This is a genomic window from Bordetella tumulicola, from assembly GCF_054779135.1.
Genome location: NZ_BAAGYU010000010.1, coordinates 688,370 through 707,485, shown reverse-complemented (window position 1 = coordinate 707,485; position 19,116 = coordinate 688,370). Strand labels below are relative to the sequence as shown.

The 19,116-nt window shown below is 58.0% G+C and carries 15 protein-coding genes; 7 read left to right on the top strand and 8 right to left on the bottom strand.

Annotated elements, in window-relative coordinates; genetic code table 11:
- Positions 1-152: 152 nt before the first annotated feature.
- The 5 genes from ACYVDM_RS20600 to ACYVDM_RS20580 are packed head-to-tail and all read left to right on the top strand — an operon-like array spanning position 153 to position 8,899.
- Positions 153-1,169, top strand: a complete 1,017-nt coding sequence (locus tag ACYVDM_RS20600) for a cytochrome-c peroxidase (RefSeq protein WP_415788336.1) — start codon at positions 153-155, stop codon at positions 1,167-1,169.
- Complete coding sequence (locus ACYVDM_RS20595) at positions 1,166-2,977, top strand: DAHL domain-containing protein (RefSeq protein WP_415788334.1); 1,812 nt, start codon at positions 1,166-1,168, stop codon at positions 2,975-2,977. Before ACYVDM_RS20600 ends, ACYVDM_RS20595 begins: the two co-directional genes overlap by 4 nt.
- A complete protein-coding gene (locus ACYVDM_RS20590) occupies positions 2,974-3,957 on the top strand; it encodes a response regulator (protein WP_415788332.1) in 984 nt (327 codons plus the stop codon). The genes ACYVDM_RS20595 and ACYVDM_RS20590 overlap by 4 nt, the downstream gene beginning before the upstream one ends.
- Positions 3,958-3,993: 36 nt before the next feature.
- Positions 3,994-7,197 (top strand): FHA domain-containing protein, encoded by a 3,204-nt coding sequence (locus ACYVDM_RS20585; RefSeq protein ID WP_415788330.1) that lies wholly within the window; start codon positions 3,994-3,996, stop codon positions 7,195-7,197.
- 7 nt (positions 7,198-7,204) lie between these two features.
- Positions 7,205-8,899, top strand: a complete 1,695-nt coding sequence (locus ACYVDM_RS20580) for an FAD-binding oxidoreductase (RefSeq protein WP_415788328.1) — start codon at positions 7,205-7,207, stop codon at positions 8,897-8,899.
- Positions 8,900-8,966: 67 nt separating this feature from the next.
- Here the strand turns inward: ACYVDM_RS20580 and ACYVDM_RS20575 are convergent, their stop codons facing one another.
- Entirely contained in the window at positions 8,967-9,647 is a 681-nt protein-coding gene (locus tag ACYVDM_RS20575) for an RraA family protein (protein ID WP_415788326.1), read from the bottom strand.
- 31 nt (positions 9,648-9,678) lie between these two features.
- On the bottom strand, positions 9,679-10,638 hold the full coding sequence (locus ACYVDM_RS20570; RefSeq protein ID WP_415788324.1) for a Bug family tripartite tricarboxylate transporter substrate binding protein: 960 nt from the start codon (positions 10,636-10,638) through the stop codon (positions 9,679-9,681).
- 80 nt (positions 10,639-10,718) lie between these two features.
- On the opposite strand from ACYVDM_RS20570, the gene ACYVDM_RS20565 reads away from it, so the two are divergent.
- Entirely contained in the window at positions 10,719-11,369 is a 651-nt protein-coding gene (locus tag ACYVDM_RS20565) for a GntR family transcriptional regulator (protein ID WP_415788322.1), read from the top strand.
- Positions 11,370-11,405: 36 nt separating this feature from the next.
- Here ACYVDM_RS20565 and ACYVDM_RS20560 read toward each other — a convergent pair whose 3' ends face one another.
- Entirely contained in the window at positions 11,406-11,879 is a 474-nt protein-coding gene (locus tag ACYVDM_RS20560; RefSeq protein WP_415788320.1) for a GNAT family N-acetyltransferase, read from the bottom strand.
- A 680-nt stretch (positions 11,880-12,559) separates the two neighbouring features.
- Here ACYVDM_RS20560 and ACYVDM_RS20555 point away from each other — a divergent pair.
- Positions 12,560-13,552 carry a quinone oxidoreductase family protein gene (locus ACYVDM_RS20555; RefSeq protein ID WP_415788318.1) on the top strand — a complete coding sequence of 331 codons (993 nt, stop codon included), beginning with the start codon at positions 12,560-12,562 and terminating at the stop codon, positions 13,550-13,552.
- A 270-nt stretch (positions 13,553-13,822) separates the two neighbouring features.
- Here ACYVDM_RS20555 and ACYVDM_RS20550 read toward each other — a convergent pair whose 3' ends face one another.
- From ACYVDM_RS20550 to ACYVDM_RS20530, 5 genes are read right to left on the bottom strand one after another with little or no spacing between them, the layout of a single operon-like run.
- A complete protein-coding gene (locus tag ACYVDM_RS20550; RefSeq protein WP_415788316.1) occupies positions 13,823-15,214 on the bottom strand; it encodes an amidase in 1,392 nt (463 codons plus the stop codon).
- Positions 15,211-15,447 carry a hypothetical protein gene (locus ACYVDM_RS20545; RefSeq protein ID WP_415788314.1) on the bottom strand — a complete coding sequence of 79 codons (237 nt, stop codon included), beginning with the start codon at positions 15,445-15,447 and terminating at the stop codon, positions 15,211-15,213. The genes ACYVDM_RS20550 and ACYVDM_RS20545 overlap by 4 nt, the downstream gene beginning before the upstream one ends.
- Positions 15,448-15,490: 43 nt before the next feature.
- Complete coding sequence (locus ACYVDM_RS20540; protein WP_415788312.1) at positions 15,491-16,477, bottom strand: Bug family tripartite tricarboxylate transporter substrate binding protein; 987 nt, start codon at positions 16,475-16,477, stop codon at positions 15,491-15,493.
- 31 nt (positions 16,478-16,508) lie between these two features.
- Positions 16,509-17,780 (bottom strand): hydantoinase/carbamoylase family amidase, encoded by a 1,272-nt coding sequence (locus ACYVDM_RS20535; RefSeq protein WP_415788310.1) that lies wholly within the window; start codon positions 17,778-17,780, stop codon positions 16,509-16,511.
- Positions 17,773-19,104 (bottom strand): aspartate aminotransferase family protein, encoded by a 1,332-nt coding sequence (locus ACYVDM_RS20530; RefSeq protein ID WP_415788308.1) that lies wholly within the window; start codon positions 19,102-19,104, stop codon positions 17,773-17,775. Before ACYVDM_RS20530 ends, ACYVDM_RS20535 begins: the two co-directional genes overlap by 8 nt.
- Positions 19,105-19,116 lie beyond the last annotated feature (12 nt).

The following is a 19,116-nucleotide window of genomic DNA, read 5'->3' as shown; positions in this document are numbered from 1 at the left end:
CCAAGCGGCAGCTCACGTCATCAAACTATCACACAATCTTTATAAGCTGCGTACGCGTCAGCCAGACTCACTTGCTCTCCATCTTGCCGCATGTGTCTTGACGCAGTGGCTCCCTCCCCCCCGCTGTGCTCCAAATTTTGAGAAGGATTGGTGTGCGTCTGTTCAGACTTCATGGCAGTGTCAGTTTCTCGTTTGGAAGTGTTCTCTTATTTTGGATAGCCACCGCTTGCGCAGCCCCTCGACTGGCCGAACCCATCAGCCCCATCGTTGCACAACCTGTTGCGCCCGCCGATATACCCATCGTCGACTTGGGCGAAAAACTGTTCCATAGCCGCCTGCTGTCCGGCGATATGAGTCAATCCTGTGCCAGCTGCCACGACCTGAAACATCTGGGCGGCTCGGACGGCCGGCCCAAATCGATCGGCACGCCGGGGCATCCTGGAAAACGCCGTACGCCATCCATCTTCAATGTCTCGAACAACTTTGTTCAACTCTGGGATGGCCGCGCGGCCACATTGGAAGACCAGATTCAACTGGTTATTCACGACAAAAGCGTGATGAATTCGGACTGGAAGACCGTCTTGGCACGCCTGAATACAGATCCCACGCTACGTCCCCTCTTCGAATCGGCCTATGGAACTGAGGCCAATGCGGAAAACGTCAAAGACAGCATCGCTGCCTACGAGCGCACGCTGACTACACCTGACTCGCGTTTCGACCGTTACCTGCAAGGCGACGATACTGCCATCACGCTCGATGAACTGCGCGGCTACACACTTTTCAAGCAGTACGGTTGCGCCTCTTGCCATCAGGGCGTGAATGTCGGCGGCAATATGTTCCAGCCACTGGGCGTCATCGGAGAGCCTGGGGCGTACTTCCGAGAAATCGCCGGTACGTCGGCGCCCGATCAGGGGCGTTTCGCGATCACTGGCGACATTGCCGACAAATTCGTCTTCAGGGTTCCCAGTTTGCGTAACGTTGCATTGCGGCCACCCTACTTCAACGATGGATCAGTTCCCACGCTGGATCTGGCAGTGCAGCTAATGGGGCGTTACCAGTTGGGAAGATCCCTCGACGACAACGACGTAAAGCTCATCGTGAAATTCCTCGGTACCTTGACTGGATCATACCGGGGAGAGCCTCTGGATAAGGGTGGCCGACAACCATGAACACCCGTATAAGCAAAACCCTCGCGATTCCCTTCCGAGCCATCCCAACACTATATGTACAACTAGCGGTGGCAATTTTGATGCTGGTGGCCTGTGGCGTGTGCTACTGGAATGCCGTCTCACAGCAAAAAGATCCGGACGCACCGCTGCAAGCCATCCGTGACGTGCAGCAACTGGAAACCCAATGGAATGCCCAGGTCATGTTGGCGGCTTTTGGCTATAACCGCAATTACGACACAGTGAACGGCGCATACAAAGCATTGTCCCAAGCAGTACAGCATGCCGGTCTGCCGGAATCTGCGACGACGGGCGCTCAGACAAGTGCCGCAGCCGTCTATCTGGCCGACCTGGACGAAAAACGACAGCTCGCCGAGCGAATGAAGTCGGCGCGTGCCGTGCTGCAGAACTCAGCATCCTATCTACCCTGGGCTCGCAAACTACTGGAAGACAGTCTCTGGACGAACGATCCCGCCATGGCAGGCGAGACTGCGAATTTGGTCGCACGTGTCGGTAACGTCACCAGTGGCCTGATTGCCTATCAGGCACAACCGCTATCGAGCGCAGGCCAGGCGTTGCGACAGCAGGTTTCGGCGCTCGCGGCAACGAGTCACGCAGGCAATGCCGCCGAAGATCTGGCGCTTTTCGTTTCGCACGTTGATGTATTGATGCACAGCACGGATGTTCTAAGCGCCTCGGCGCGCTCCTTCAGCGATATTCCCTCTGGACCGGCACTACAACGCGTTCTGCACGAACGCGAGAAGCAACGCCAAGACGAGGCGGACCACCTGCAAGTGCTGCTGCTATGGTCCATCGCCCTTGGAGGACTTGGCCTCGCACTGCTTACCTATGTCATCGTGCAAGGCGTGTGCCGCTATCGTTCGCTCAGTCAGTCCAATGCCGAGCTCATGTTATCTAAGGCTGAAGTCGAAACCCAGCTTATCCAGGCAGCCAAGATGTCGGCGATCGGGCAAATGGTGGCTGGCATCGTGCACGAGATCAACACGCCGCTAGCCTATGTCAAGGCGACCTTCGAATTTCTAAGCGACCAGATCATTGATACTCCTGACATTCTCGGTGCTGCGGCCGACCGGCGTGCCAGCCTCTCCGACGACGACCGGCAAACGGCCCGGCGCGCTTATATCGATGATATCCAGACATTGCTCGCGGACGGTATTCATGGGATCGACCAGATATCCAAGCTGATCCTCTCGCTCAAGAATTTCAGTCGTCTTGATCACGGCAAACTTTCCGAATTTTCGGTGGAAGACGGCCTGACCAGCGCGCTTTACATTGCCCGGTATTCGCTCAAGAACGTGGCCGATGTACATACCGAATTCGGCAACGTACCTCGTATCACAGGCTCGCCTTCGCACATCAATCAGGTTTTCCTGAATATCATCATGAACGCCGGACAAGCCATGCAATCCATGGCCGGACGAGGCCGCCTCGAGATCACGACACGCATGGCAAGCGACGACTTGATAGCAATCGTGATTCGTGACAACGGCCCCGGCATTCCACCCGATGTCCTGCCTCGCATCTTCGACCTTTATTTCACGACCAAGCCCCAAGACGAAGGATCGGGGGTCGGACTGGCCATCTGCTATCGCATCATTAAGAACCACGACGGTCGAATCGAAGTCGCGTCCACTGTCGGTAGCGGTACGACATTCTCTATTTATCTTCCGGTGCGCACCCGCCGAGACGGGAGCACTTTCGATGCGGACACAGCGACATCGTCCTCATCGGACGCCAACGCCGCGAACCCATCCAATCACAATCCTTTCCCAGCCACCAACCCATCATGAACTCAGCCGCCACCGTCCTCTTCGTCGACGACGAGGAACGTATCGTCAAGCTACTCAAGCTTATGTTTCAGGACAAGTATCGTGTCCTGACAGCCACCAGCGGACAGCAGGCGCTGGAGATCATTGCATCGAATGGCCACGTCGTTGACGTGGTTGTCAGCGATCAACGCATGCCCCAGATGACGGGCATTGAACTGCTGGCGGAAGTTCGCAAGGCATCTCCCGACTCCATCCGGGTGCTGCTGACGGGCTACTCCGATCTCGTCTCGATCATCGGCGCGGTCAACGACGGCGAAGTCTATCGCTTTCTGAACAAACCCTGGCGCAAAGAAGACCTCACGAACACGCTGGCCGAGTGCGTGGAGTTGTCCAGGAAACGGCGCAGCCCTCCTCAGACAAGCGACTCCTCAGCGCCATCCCTTGCCCAACCTGAGGCCGTACCCGCCCGCGGCGCGTCGATCAGCGGCGCCGAGCCATTGGCCTCGGCAGCCAAGCTTCTTGCACTCGACAGCATGGCCACCGACCGTCACGACCTGATGGAGATGTTCACCGACGACTATGACGTGCTGGGCGCTTCGTCCATTACCGAAGCCTTGCAAATCGTCGAACATCACAACATCGGAGTCGTGGTCGCCAACACGTTCGTCAACGGCGAGCGCACTGCTGACTTGTTAACGGCCTTAAAGATGCACGCGCCGTCGATCGTCATCGTCGTGCTGACCGACGTGGCGGACTCCGATATGGTCATCAGCATGATCAACCATGCGCAAATCTACCGAATCGCCATCAAGCCTATTCAGCCCAATGTCTTCCGACTCGCGGTTTCCGCCGCCATGCGCGAGCATCATCGGCTGTGTGCCAGGCCGGTGGAGACTGACCAGCAGCCGGGTAGCGACGCCGGCTTGGGCGTGGATATGACTCAGCGCATCATCAAAAGTCTTGAGCGATTCACCGACGTCAGAGACCAGAAGCCGCTGTAAACCGCCGACCAGACCCTGCCTTCCAGGAAATAGAACATGTTTGCAAGAACGCAGGAACGCACCATGCGCATCGTGCGCGTGATTTTGCTATTGGGTTGGCTCGGGCTCGTGCTGTCTTTGTTCTGGGATCCTCTGACTCCGCAGTGGACCGATCCTGCCTCGCAAAGCGTCTTCGCCCCTAAAGGGGCGGGGCCAGACATTCAGGGGCAGGCGTCGATAGATAGCCAGGCCTATGCAATGGGGCCGCGGATCTGGTGGACGATCCTGGTACCGCTGATACCGCTGTTTCTAATGGTGTTCGGCCACGAAGCGTGGCGGCGCATTTGTCCGCTATCGTTGTTATCACAGATCCCGCGCTATCTCGGTCTGGTGCGCAAATCGGCATTCGTGCAACGCGCCTCGGGTCAAGTCGAGACACGGGTGGCGCGCATCAAGCCGGGGAGCTGGCTCGATCGCAACGCCTCGTATGTGCAAATCGGCCTGTTGGGTGCAGGTCTGGCGGCACGGCTGCTCTTTGCCAACGGAGACCGCGCTGGGTTGGCGGTTTTCCTCCTGTCCGTCATGGCAGCCGCGCTACTGGTCGGTACACTGTGGGGCGGCAAGACTTGGTGCAATTATTTTTGTCCGGTCAACGTGGTTCAAAAGATCTACACGGAGCCGCGCGGTCTGCTGGAGAGCACTCCCCATTTGCAGAGCGCGTCGCTGGGCCAGTCCAGCTGCCGCACGCCCGCCAAGGGCGGCGACAAACTAGCGTGCGTAGGGTGCACCACATCGTGCGGCGACATTGATCTGGAAGGCGCTTATTGGGAAACGCTGTTGCGCCCATCAAAGCGCAATGTCTATTACATCTTCTATGGCCTGATCTGGGCTTTCTACACGTACTACTATCTGTATTCGGGCTCTTGGGACTATTACTTTTCCGGCTACTGGACCCGAGAGACGGACCAGAGTTCTCATCTATTGGACCCGGGCTATTACATTGGCGGCTACGCCGTGCCGATACCCAAGCTGGTGGCTGCCCCCCTAACGCTCTTGCTCTTCGGCGCGTTGTCGCTTGGGCTCGGCAAAGCAATGGAGCAACTCTACCGGTGGGTCCGAAATCGAAAGCGCCGCGTCTCCGAGGTTGAAATTATCAACCACTGCCTGAGCTTTACGGCCTTTCTTTCAATCAACACGTTCTACCTGTTCGGCGGGCGTCCCAATCTGCTACTGCTGCCATCGGCTGCATTGCATTTCGTGGATCTGATGATCGTCGCGCTAAGCGCGCTGTGGCTCTTTACAGCCGTACACCGGACACCCTTCAAATACCGACGCGAGGGCCTGGCAGCCACGCTGCTCGGACAGCTCAAGAAGCTGAATGTGGACGTCTCGCGATATATGGAAGGACGCACCATCGACGATCTGCAGCCCGACGAGGTCTATGTTCTGTCCAAGGTTCTGCCAGCCTACACCCGCGAGCAAAAGGTTCAGGTCTACTCCAACATGGTCGACGAGATGATCGCGCAGCGTAAGACCAGATCTGCCGAAGGACTGAGCATACTGAAAGACCTGCGCGCAGAAATGGGCGTCACGAATGACGAGCATCAGCGCCTTGTCGACGCGCTTGGACACGATCACGTGATGGAGCTGGACCCCTCAGTCGTCAGCGCGCGCGAACGAGAGCAAAGCCTGGCCAACTATTCGGAACTGGTCGGGCGAGCATTGGGCAAGCGCCTGGAAGAAGGCAATTTGCTAGCCGCCGTGCTCACCAAGCCGGAAGTAGACTCCCTGGTATCAACACTGCGCGCCAGTTTTCAGATCGACGAGCGCGAGCATGAATCGGTGTTGGCCAGTCTCGCCGCCGCCGATGGCATGTGGGCAATGCGTATCGATGCGGTGCTCGATCAGATGCGTACGCTCACCGCGTTCAAGTTTGCCATGTTGCAGCACGCCGCCGCGGTCCAACCGTTGTCGGGGCCTTTGATGGCCTTGCTGCGCATCGTGATAAACGAGCGCATCCTGTCACTGTGCCGAGCCATGCTGGCCCTACTGAACGCGGTGGGTGCGAACCCGACCTCTTTACGTGCCGCCAGCGAGAGCGCTGGCCTGTGCGCCGATCGCCTCGTTGACGTCATGATGACGCCTGCCGGAACTCAGTCCGAATTGATCTGGAAGAACGTGCTGGATGCGTCTCTGGTCGAGGCCGTCGCTTCTGGCATGAGCCAGCGAATCGACGGGACGATGACCACCGAGACTGCGTGCGATGCCGAGCGCGCGCTAGTCATGCTCGCCTCAGACGGCGGTCCCTTGTCCTTTGCGATCGCCGCATTCGCGTTATCTCGTATAGAACTTCAAAGCGCCCGCGCACTATGCGATGACATTCTGGTCCGTCGCGTTGATCTGGCGCATCACTGGCTGGTCGCCGACGTTGCGAAAGACATCTCGGAAAATGAAATGACCAAGGCGGACCATGCGCCGGCCGTGGCGCACACACCCATCATGGTTACGCTACGCGCGCGCAATAGTGAACCGGACGCATCACGGGATACGTACGTTGAATGGACGCAGACGCGCCACACCTTCCATGAAACACTACTTCGCATCGGCTCGTCGCCGGAGTGCGACCTGCGTTTGGAAGACGACACCATCGAGCCTCTACATTTCCTCATCCGCATGCAAAATCGCCGCGTAGTAGGCGGACCGCTGGGTGTCAGCCGCGCCTGGATCAACGGTAGCGAAATTCAGACCGACACCATCATCCAGTCGGGCGATGTCCTGGTGCTAACAGCCGAATCTCCGGCACGCTACGAACTGGTTCTCACCGTACCAGACACCGACGCACCCTATGCCGAGCTGCCCATGTCGACGGTAGAAAAACTGGCGGCACTTAACGCTTGCCATTTAGCTACCTCAAACGACGCAAATGCTTTAGCCGGCATGTCCGAGCTCGCGCGTCAAGCCATGGTTCGGCGCTATGCGTGCGGTGCAGTTGTCACCAAGCGCAGCCTGCCGACTGGAGATGTCTGTGCGGCGCTCGCTGGAAGCCTGACTCCCTTGCACATGCCCGAGCATGTCGTCCACGACAAAGATTCCACTCCATCCCCCGTCGTGCCCAGCGAGAGCAACGAGGACAGACTAGAAGTCACTTGGCCTACACCGCTGGCCTTGGGAGAAGATCGCGCCTCTAGCGAAGCGATTTACGGATATCGCGTGAACTCGGCACATGTCGACGTGCTGGTATGGCCCAGAACGCTCGATTGAGAGACCTATGACTAGCCCCTCCCTTCCTCCTTTAGCGCGCCTTTTTTTCGCCACGTTCACTTTTCTGACGGATACGCGCAAGAACGTCACTCCCGCCGATATCGAACTGCTGCATGATTTGATGTCGGATACACGCTGGTGCGATAGCCACTACGCGATACAAAGTCTGGGCGCCCTGCGCCATAGCTACTCGACGTTGTGGGCAGAATACAGCAGCGGCAAGCTACAGATTGACGTCCAAGCCCTTGCCCGCCTGCTTGACGACGTACTGCGACACGTCGGACCGGAACGCGCGGCTGAAATCAAACAAGTCCTGTCGACCTTTGTCGATAAATTCGAGAACGTCAACACGCTGGCGCTGGGAAGGCTAGGATGGAACGGCTCGGACGCGGTCCGTGACCAAAATCGGCGTCAAATCGACGACTTGCTCCGGCATGGCAAGAGCACGTCCGCCAACGGCGACACGCCGGCCAACAGCGCGCCGGCTGCCGCATTACTTCCGACTCTTCTCCAGGCTACGCCTGCCCAGGACAACCTATCGCAGGTCGTTCAGGCACAACGGCCTAAGATAAGCAGCGTTGCGTCAGGAGCCCTTCTACCGTGGGACCAGCGCTCAGTGACCGCATACTGCCTCGCAGTGCACCAAGAGACGGCCGATACCAAGACCTACGTCTACGTCAGCGAAGACGTAGGGCTCTACAACTACCTTCCTGGGCAATTTGTGTCGATCGAGGTCGACGTGGGTGAACGCATATTACGACGCAGCTACACCATCTCTTCCTCTCCATCGCGCCCCAGAACACTAGCGATCACCGTCAAACGTGTGCCCAAGGGGTGGATGTCCAACTGGCTGTTCGATAACATGGTCCCAGGCACGGAAGTCAGGCTCAGCGGACCGCATGGCGAGTTCCACCTGGAACGCTCCGACAATTCCCATCTACTCCTGTTGGCAGCGGGCAGCGGCATCACCCCCATCATGTCCATGATGCGCTGGATGGCCGATACCGGAGACACACGCGACATCATCCTGATCAACCACGTACGCACCCCAGCCGATATCATCTTCGGTGCCGAGCTACGCTTACTGGCCACGCGACTTCCAAACTTGCGCATCACCATCGTGCCTGCCGCGGCGCAAGGTACAGACTGGATGGGACCCACAGGCAGACTGGGAGAAACGGCGTTACAAACGCTGGCTCCCGACCTGCTCGAACGGGACGTGTTCGTGTGCGGCCCCGACGGCTACATGAAAGAAGCCCAGCGAATCACCACCGACCTGGGCATGCCGGCTTCGCAATTTTTCCAGGAGAGCTTCGGCGGTGCACCGGTCAAACCCACCACGAAAAAAGCGCCCGCCATCGCTGCGCCACCCCAACGTCAACGCGAAGAGTCTCCTCGTACGCCAACCCCGCTGACGATGGCACAAACCATCACAGAGGGAGCATGCCGCTTGGTCTTCGAGCAAAGCGGCACGGAAGTGCTCTGCGACGATGGGGTCGTCGTGCTGGAAGCCGCGGAGCAAAACGGTATTTCCCTGACTAGCGGATGCCGCGCGGGTATTTGTGGCGCCTGCCGGATACGCAAGCTCGACGGCGACATCCGCATGCCCGAGGGCACCATGCTGACCAGCAGCCACGTTCAGGAAGGCTATATCCTGGCTTGCATGGGGCGCGCCTATGGTCGAGTCGTGCTGGACTGCTGAGCGAGCATCACTCCTCCTGTTTCGTAGAAATCATTCTCCCCGCCGCGGTGCGTGGCGCCGTGATGGCTTAAGTCCGATCTGCCTTGTAATCCGGGCTTTGCAGCTCGTGATAATGAAAAGCCACCCTGGCCTGGTCCATGCGCATGCCTTGTCGGATGGCTTCACGCAGTTGTTCTTCGTTGGTGGTGATTTCCTCAGCGGCGGCCAGAATGGCGTCTTCCTGTGCACGCGGCAGGACGACGACACCATCGGGATCGCCAACCACGATATCACCCGGATGAACGGTGACGTCGCCAATCACGACCGGCACTTGCAGCGCCTTGAGTTGAATGCGACCCTTGCCGGTGCGCATCCATGTATTGCGGCTGTAGATGGGATAACCCAACGAGCGGCAGAGCGCCACGTCGCGGTTGTTGCCGTCGATGACAGTGCCTGCCATGCCACGTCGGTGAGCGGCTTCAGTGAGAATGTTGCCCCACGTACCCACGTCGTCCTTGCCTTGATTGTCGATGACGATGACGCTACCCGCAGGAACGTCATCGATAAATTCGCCCACCGTGCCCGGCGTGCGTTGGATCGCCTCATACAACACGGTGAATGCGCGGCCCGCCATGCGAAAGCCAGGATCGCAGGGACGAATCTTGTAGCACTGTCCGGCAATCGACAGGCGGTCCAGCGCGTCGCTCAACGCCGCGCAGTCCAGTTTGGATGCACGCACAACATTTGCATCGGTAGAATCCAGAGTCATAGGTCGCTCGAGTAAAAGTAGAAGAAAGGCGTCAGTCGATGGAGATGCCGGCCTTGCGAATGACCGGCTGCCAGTAATCAATGTCCTTGCGCACTTGCTGATCCAGCTGTTCCGGCGTCATATAACGGACCTGAACACCGACTGTCAGTAGCGACTGCTGGACGCGCTCAGTGGCCAACGTCTTTTTAACGGCTTCGGTCAAGGTCGCGATCGCGCTGTCTGGCGTGTTCGCCGGCGCAAAGAGTGCGACCCAGGCGTCCAGTTCAAAGTCAGGAAAACCTGCCTCCGCCGTCGTTGGCACATCAGGCAACAGGGGGATGCGTGTTTTGCTTGCCACCGCCAGTGCACGCAGTTGACCCGTGGCAATGAATCCCCCCACCGAGGGCGGTGTCGCCACCGTCATCTGTACATTACCGGCAAGTACATCCTGAACCGCCGGGCCCGCGCCCTTATAGGGCACGTGAACCAGCTCGATTCCCGTGCGTTGTTTGAACAGCTCGACACCAATGTGCGGGACCGAGCCATTGCCCGAGGTCGCGTAATTCAGGACGTTCGGATTCTTCTTGGCAAAATCCACCAATTCCTGCAGGGACTTAAAGGGCTGCTTCGAATTGACGGCGATGATGTGGGGCGAGACGACGAGCATCGCGACCGGCTTGAAATCCTTGAGTGGGTCCCAATCGAGCTTGCGATACATCACCGGGTTGCCAACGTGAAACATCGAATAGCCGGCCAACAGGGTATAGCCGTCCGGTTTCGCTCGTGCCACGTAGGTCGCCGCGATGTTGCCACTGGCCCCAGGGCGATTTTCGACGATGACCGTCTGTCCCAGGTTGGTGCTCAATGTAGGCGCAATGATGCGCGATACCTGGTCCAGGATGCCGGCCGGCGGCACTGGGACGGTGATGGTGACCGCCCGATCAGGAAAATCAGCCGCAGAGGCAGTCGATATGGCGCACGCCAACAGGAGGCCAGTCAGGGGATATTTCATGTCTTCTCCGTTTTTATAGATGATCTTGTAATATCCTAGGCGGCTGCTGTAATTACACAAGCCTTTCAGATAATATTTATATGCCATCTGCCACCAGTACCCCCGAACGCATTCGCCTGGCTTTGCAAGCGGACATCGAACATGGTGCGCTTCGCGCTGGAGAATTGATCGACGAAAAAGGCTTGGCCGCCAAGTACGGCGTATCGCGCACGCCCATACGCGAAGCGCTACTGATGCTCACCGCGCAGAAACTGGTTGTCGCGATGCCGCGCGCGGGAAGCATGGTTCACAAGCCATCTGCCACCGAGCTCATCGCGTTATTGGAGTTTCTGGGAGAGCTGGAGGGAATTGCCGCACGATTGGCTGCACTGCGTATGACTGCGGAGCAGCGCAGCACATTGATCCAGATTCATGAGTCCTCCGAAACATTGGCGACCCTGGGCGAGCGCCATCGCTATGAAGCGGCAAACCGAGCGCTGCATGAGCACATCTACCACGGCTGCGGCAATAGTGTGATCAATGAAGAGATCACCGCCGCCCAGCGGCGCCTGTCGAACTTCCGTCGGCATGTATTCAATCAGCCCGGCAGATTGATGGCATCGTTCAATGAACACGTGCCACTGGTGCAAGCGATCGTCGCGGGCGACAGCGATCTGGCCGCCACCGCCATGCGCGATCACATTATCGGCAAAGGCAAAGCGTTCGCCGATCTGGTGTTGGTCAACGCGTGAGTGCGATTTTGGTCAAGACGGCTGGTCGGCAGCCAATCATGACCCGCGATGTAAATCTTTCCGCATTAATGCGTTTTGCAGTGTCACGCCCCGGCGGATAGGAAATCGTCGTTCCATCACTTGAAAACCATGGCGTAAAAAGAATGGCTCAGCGGTCTTGCTCACATCCGCCGTGAGTTCGCTGATCCCTAGTAGCTTGGCCTCATCATGGATGCGATCCATCAGCAGGGTACCGATGCCATGTCGTGGATAGGCCCCCGATACAAAGAAATGGTCAATGTATCCACTGGGCTGAATATCAGCGTATCCAGCAATTTCACCTTCGATTGCAACGATAAATGGTCGTAGTGCCCTCATGCGACTGGCCCATAATTCTGGGGCAGTATCTATCGGAGCCCAAGCCTCTATTTGTACAGCGGTGTAGTCACGTGACGCGATCTCGCGTACAGATGATAGAAAGACCTGAAATAAGGCGCCCTCATCTCCAATTTCGAACCGTCGAATTTCCATCGATCCCTCGTAAGGCAACCATTTCAAGTTGTAGTTTTAACATTTGAAGTGATTAAGAAATGTCTCCTTCTAGCCCGACACCGTCCTTCGATTTTTCAAAAAACGGACGCCGAAAGTGTCATTGCCGCAACCGTTTGACATCTCGTTGTCGCCAGCGTCGTACGCAACAGACGGCAGTCGCGATTCCTATCCCCCAGGTTGCACTTGTCAAGACAGCGGGAAGAGTGAACCCGCCGAGGCCGTCATAAGTCAAACTGCGTCCCGGCGTAGTTAGTATGTTTGCAAGTGGCATCGCCCAATTTGCAATGGCCGAGTCGAGCCATGTCCACGTAGACCGGTCCTTGAATCCAAGCCCCAGTGCGGCGTACATAACTGGCCCTATCCAGAAAAGGGCCGTAAATACGGCATGCGCCAGTGCCCCCATGAGCGCAATACTCCAAAATGAAGTTTGTTTCCGTGTCGTCATAGCAATGTAGGTCTTTGGTCGAGGCTATGTGAAAACGCGATGCGTCTGTGATTTACCTACGTCTCAAACCGATCGCGAGCAGACCGTCACGTCTACGCATGGCACAAAACACGCTCCTTTGACGCCCTGATCCCGCCAGCAACAATCCCTCGCCCTCCGCTGTAATTATGAATTATGCTAGCCAGTCCAACCGATTCTCACGACAGAGAAGTATATGCCCACAGCCGCACTCACTCGCCGCGTAATCCAACTGAACGCCTTCGGGGACACTGACGTTCTTCAACTCCAAGAAGAGCAAATCGCTCCACCCGCTCATGGAGAAGTGCAGCTGCGCCAAATCGCCATGGGTTTCAACTACATCGATATTTATCAACGTTCTGGCAAATATCCCCTTCCCTTGCCGACAGGCCTGGGGCACGAGGCAGCGGGCGTTGTGGAAAGCATTGGTCCCGGTGTTACGGACTTTAATGTGGGCGACCGTGTCATCTACATGAATGCCGGAATCGGCGCTTACACTGATCGTCGCAATGTTGACGCAACAAGGCTGGCACGCATTCCTGACGGGCTGGACGAACTAGCCGCGGTGGCTGTTTTCTTCAAAGCCATGACGGCCGAATACTTGCTGCGTAAGACATATCAGGTCAAGGCCGGCAATATCGTACTGGTCCACGCCGCAGCAGGCGGCGTCGGGCAAGTACTCAGCCGTTGGGCGAAAGCTCTGGGTGCTCACGTCATCGGCACGGCAGGCTCGGATGAAAAATGCAGGATTGCACGCGAAGCGGGCTGCGACCATGCCATTAACTACAGTCAAGAAGGCTGGGTAGAGCGCGTGATCGCGGCTAGCGGCGGCCGCAAAGCGCATGTTGTCTATGACTCAGTTGGGCGCCACACCTTCCTAGGGTCGTTGGATTGTGCGGCAAAATTCGCCACCGTCGTGGTGTTTGGCGCGGCGTCAGGCCCATCACCCGCCATCGACCCCGAATTGCTCAACAAAAAAGGATGCTTGTACCTCACACGCCCGTCCGTGTTCCCACACAATGCTGACGCGGTCACGTTTCGAGCAAATGCCGATGCCGTCTTTGAAGCACTGAGCAAGGGTTGGATCAAGCCCTCGGTATCAGCCCGCTTCACACTCGACACCGTCGCGGATGCGCACGCTATGGCGGAGAAGCGGGAGAACGCGGGGGCTATCGTCATCCTGCCGTAACGCGAGCGTTGCGCATAGTAATAATGAGCTGTCTTCTCCCGTGTCAGGCGACGCCTCTATATCACCAACCGGCGCGAGGAGGCCTGCGTTGGCACAGCGCGAAGACTGCATCGAGGCTACAGCATGATCGGCTGCAGCCGACACAATGGCGAAGTGATGAAGATTATCCGGCAATGCGTCAAGACCCCGGTCTCTACCGTTCTAGAACACCCTTATGATAAGTAATGGTGGAAGCGTCGCCGCTCATGAGAAGTTACTTACCCGATATCTTCACGGACACTTCTCATGCCAAGGATTCATCCGCTCATAGAAACTTGCGGCACGATAAATCGTGGCTTCATCGAAGTGATGGCCAACGATCTGCGCAGACAGAGGCATGCCGGTTTTCTTTGAGAACCCCGTGGGCAGGACCAACGCAGGATGCCCGGTCATGTTGAAGGGCATTCGGACCTGACGCTCGTAGGTCTTCAAAAACGATTCCACGTCATCCACTCTGGGGGTGGCGTCGTAGCCCGATGCCGTAATCAATAGGTCCACACCCGACAACAGTGCCGAAATCTCCGCGGCATAGTGTCTGCGCAGTGCTTGAGCGCGGGCGTGATCGGCGGCGGTCAGGAATGCGCCCTGCAGCAGGCGTTCGCGGCATCGCGTGCCGTAGTGCTCCGGATTCGACCGTAGCCAGGGTTCATGGATGGCATAGGCCTCTATGCTGAGCAAGAGGCGGGAAAGAAAGTTGTATTTTCTGAGTGCGGGGATGCGCACTTCCTGCACAGTGGCGCCCCCGTCTGCCAATACCCGTACCAGTTCTTCGATGCCTTCTACCTGCTCGGCATCTGCTGCCGGGTCTTCCATATAGACATTGCGTGCGACCGCGACGCGCAAGCCTTGCGGGCCAGACGCATAACGGGTGACGTCAACATCGGGACCGCGTGTGGTGATGGGGTCCGCAGGGTCGGTTCCCATGATGGCCTGCAAGGCCAATGCATTGTCGTCGACGGTTCGTGTCATTGGGCCGACATGGTCCATCGTCGGCGCCAATGGGATCACGCCGCTGCGGCTAACGCGTCCATAGGTGGGCTTGATGCCCACGATGCCGCATCGGGCGGCCGGATTGCGTATGGATCCATTGGTGTCGGTGCCCAGCGCCAAGGGAACCATGCGCGCGGCGACCGCGACTGCACTGCCGCTGGAAGACCCCGCCGTGATGTAGTCGGGATTCCATGGGTTTCGGGGCGCGGGCCAGGGGCAATCGATGGAGTGTCCGCCACAGGCGAACTCGTCGGTACCCAGCTTACCCAGGAGTACGGCCCCTTGATCCTTGAGTTTCTTGACGACGCCCGCATCGTGCTTGGCGATGTTGTGCGCCAATAAGCGGGATTGCGCCGTCGTCGGCACCCCTGCGTAATCGATGATGTCTTTCAACGCATACGGCATGCCATGCAGCGGTCCGCGCCACTTGCCTGCCTTGATCTCGTCTTCGGCAACCTGGGCCTCGCTCAATGCGATATCCGCGGTAACGCTGATGAAAGCGTGCAATTGCCCATCTTCCTGAGCAATCCGGTTCAGGAGCGTCTCGGTATATCGAACGGGCGAGAGGTCCAGGCTGCGAATGTATGCCGATACCTGGGACAGGCTGAGCAGGCAAAGATCGGCATCATTCACTTCGTGAGCTCCCAGGTGGGCCGGGAAAGCATCACGACGCCGGACATATCATCCTGCACGGCCATCAGGGTATTGCGGGCTGTGGCGGCGGCACGCACGACCTGTTCGGGATGCTGCTGCACGGCCTTGTCCAGCCCTGCGCAACGAGCCGCGAGCATCGCCCAGACGGGCAGATCCTCATCGGACAACGCTGATATCGGCCCAAGTGGCGTCGCCGGCACAATATTCGACATGAAAACTCCCGTGAGGATGATTGTATCTGTATCGATAGGAAAATCAGTTTGCGCTGGCGCCGGAAGCCTTGACCACCTTGCCCCACATATCCACTTCGGACTTGATGTAATCGCCAAACTGCTCAGGCGTGGTTGGCGCTGCGACGGCTCCCATGGTGTCAAAGCGCTCGCGCACGGCGGGCATGGCCAACACTTGGTTCACAGCGGTATTCAGCGTTGCGATGACATCGCTGGGGGTGCCCGCCGGCGCCACTAGGCCGAACCATGCGGAAACATCGAATTCTGGGAAACCCGATTCGGCCATGGTGGGCACGTTGGGCGCGCTACCCGACCGTTCTTTGGTCGTGACCGCAAGCGCACGCAGTTTACCGGACTGCACATGCTGCCAGGCGGATGGCATATTGTCGAAACTCAACTGGACTTGGCCGCCGATCAGATCGGCCATGGCAGGCGCGCTACCCCGGTAAGGGACATGCAGCATGTCGATGCCGGCCTGCAGTTTGAACAACTCGCCGGCCATGTGGGTCGAGCCCCCAGTTCCCGCGGACGCAAAGGCGAGCTTGCCGGGATTTTTCTTGGCGTAGTCCACCAGTTCCTGGACATTGTTGACGGGAAGAGACGGGTTGACCACCAGGAGATTGGGCGATTTGATGAGAAGCCCTACCGGCGCGAAGTCTTTGACAATATCGAAATTCAGGTTTTTGTACAGCGTCTGATTGATGGTCGACGTGACGGCAACCACGAACAGCGTGTAGCCGTCAGGTGTGGCTCGGGCAACCTGGTCGGCGGCCAGGTTGCTGCCGGCGCCGGGCTTGTTTTCCACGACGAACGGCTGCTTCAGGATATTGCTGAGTTCGGCTGCGACCACCCGCGCGGCGATATCAGTGGCCCCGCCCGGTGAAAATCCCACCACCAAGCGTACCGGCTTTTCCGGATACGCAGCCTGGGCCGGACCTACACATGCCCACGCCAGCATCCCCGCCAGCAAAGACTTCCAGAAAGGTGAAACGAGCCTTGAAATAATAGTCATGATGAATTTCCCCTGGTCTTGATAAGTACGTTTATTGCAGCGCGCAATGCGCGAGAACTTTTGTGGCGTCGATAAAGTCTTCGATACGCATGGCTTCATCGACGTTGTGACTGCCATGCTGGTTTCGCACCAGAACCATTCCGGTTGAAATGCCGAGCTGCGCAAACATGGCCGCGTCATGGCCAACGGTGGGCATGCGAAGCGATTTCATTCCCAAGCCGCTAGCCGCGGCCTCTGCGGTGGCGATGAGGCCAGCATCGAGATGAATCGCATCAGTGCCTACTGTGGCGCCAAAATCGAACCGCACCCGGAACTCGTCTTGTATGCGATCCGCCTCGGCGCGGATCTGACGGTATAGCTCGCGTGCGACCTCATTGTTGGTGCCGGCGATATTGAAGCTGAAGTCGACCTCGCCAGGCACCTTTGTCATGGCGTGGTGCGCTGGGTTCGTAGAGAAAATTCCGAAGTTGATGATGAGGTCGTCATTACCCCCCTCATCGAGGCATTTCTTCCACAGCCGATCAGCCGCACAGACAAGTTGCGATGTGGCGATTACCGCATCGTTGCGCAGGTGTCGGGGGCTGGTGGACGAATGGCCATAGACGCCGGTGCATCGAGAGAATGGATGGCGGATATTGCCCCGTATCGCGGTAGCGAGGCCAATCGGGATACCCAGGTCTTCAAGCACCGGCCCCTGTTCGATGTGCAGTTCCAAGTACGAATGAATGTCTTCATGGCGCAGCCGTTTTTCCCGGATGACGGCTTCGTCGGCCTGGACGCCTAGTGTTTTCAGATGGCTGGCAAGTGATTGCTTCGTGCGGATATGCGTCAGCTCGTCGAGCTCTTGTTGGGTGAGCTTGCCCAAGGCCAATTTGCTGCCCAGGTAGGCAGTTCCGAACCAGGGGCTTTCTTCACCGCGAAACCCGAGCGTTCTGAGGCGACGCGGGGGTACGATACCGGCGCGCCGGCAGGCCGCTTGCACCAGAGTGCCCGCCATCACACCCGCCAAGCCGTCGTAATTGCCACCCATGGGGACGGAGTCCAGATGGGATGCCATGACGGTCATGGACTGCATGTCTTTCCCGTCCAGGTCATATTGAAAATTGCCGCCGCCATCCACGCCGCATTGCAAGCCTTCGGATTCGGCAAATTTCCTGATCAGTTCACCGGCTTGCGTTTCTTCTTTGCAGAAGGCAGGGCGGCTGATGCCGGCGCCCTCGCGGGAAATCTCGGCAATCGCTTCGAACAAAGCATGCGCTGTCGCGGACAGTCCGTCTATTTCTTTAGTCAGGCGGTCATGCATGCGAGAGCTCCTGATTCTTGACGACCTGGATCGCGACGTCGATGGTGCCGTTGATCTGATGAATATCTTCCATCGTCATCGGTGTTGAGAGCGCCATCAATCCATAGCCCGAGGGCAGGATCCCATTGTTTATCAGCGTTTTATTGAACAGCCGCAGCTTCGAGGCCTCGATGGGATTGGGATAGACGGCGCGGTAATCTGTGGGTGTGCGGTCGGTGAAATGAATCTTGAGCAGCGAACCCATTCCCACCACGATTCCCGGTACACCATGGCGCGTCAACGACTCGTTGGCGGCCTTTCTGACTTGATCCCCAATCTGTCCGAGATGCGCAAAGGCTTTTTCGTCCAGGAGTTCAAGGGCGGCAAGCCCCGCCCGCATCGTGATGGGATTGGCAGAAAAAGTGCCGCCATGAGGCAAGGCGGGTTTGCCCGACGACGGGTCGAACACCGCCATGACATCGCGTCTGCCGCCCACCGCACCCACCGGAAAACCGCCACCGATGACTTTCCCAAGTGTGGTCAGATCGGGAGAAATGGAGAACAATGCCTGCGCGCCGCCGTGGCTAAGTCGAAAGGAAATCACTTCGTCGAATATGACGAGCGCGCCCACCGCGTCCGCGGCGGCGCGTATGGCTTGAAGAAAAGCCTGCGAGGCGGGAATCAGCCCTGCCCGATTCGGCAAGGGGTCGATCAAGATCGCGGCAAGGTCTTTGCCATGCTGCGTAATGATCGTTTTGGCTTTCTCGGGGTCATTGAACGGCAGCACGATGACGTCACCGACGACGCTTGCCGGCGTTCCTTTCGCATAGGGGACCGAGTTGGGGGTGTTTTCCCCCCACTGTTGCGGGCCGGGATCCAAGCTGATTTCCGCAGGATCGTAGCTGCCGTGATAGGCCCCTTCCACTTTTGCGATCTTGGGACGCCCTGTGTAGGCGCGGGCCGCCTTGATGGCCATCATCACCGCTTCGGTGCCCGAATTCGTAAAGCGCACGGTCTCTACCGAATCCACCCGCCGCACCAACTCTTTGGCCAGCAGGATTTCGGACTCGGTTGGCATGCCAAAGCAGGTGCCGCTTTCCATCTGGCGCAGCACCGCCTGGTGAATGCCGGGATGCGCGTGCCCGTGGATCATGGATGTGTAGTTATTGATGCAATCGATGCGCCTATTGCCGTCTACATCCCAGACATAGCATCCCTTGCCGTGTGAGGCGTACAAGGGAAAAGGCTTCTCGAATACCGTGGTGCGCGTATTGCCGCCGGGAAGATACTGTTTCGCGTCGGCGTATAACGCCTGCGATGCCGGATATTTTTTTGCGTCGTACATTTTCTACTCTAT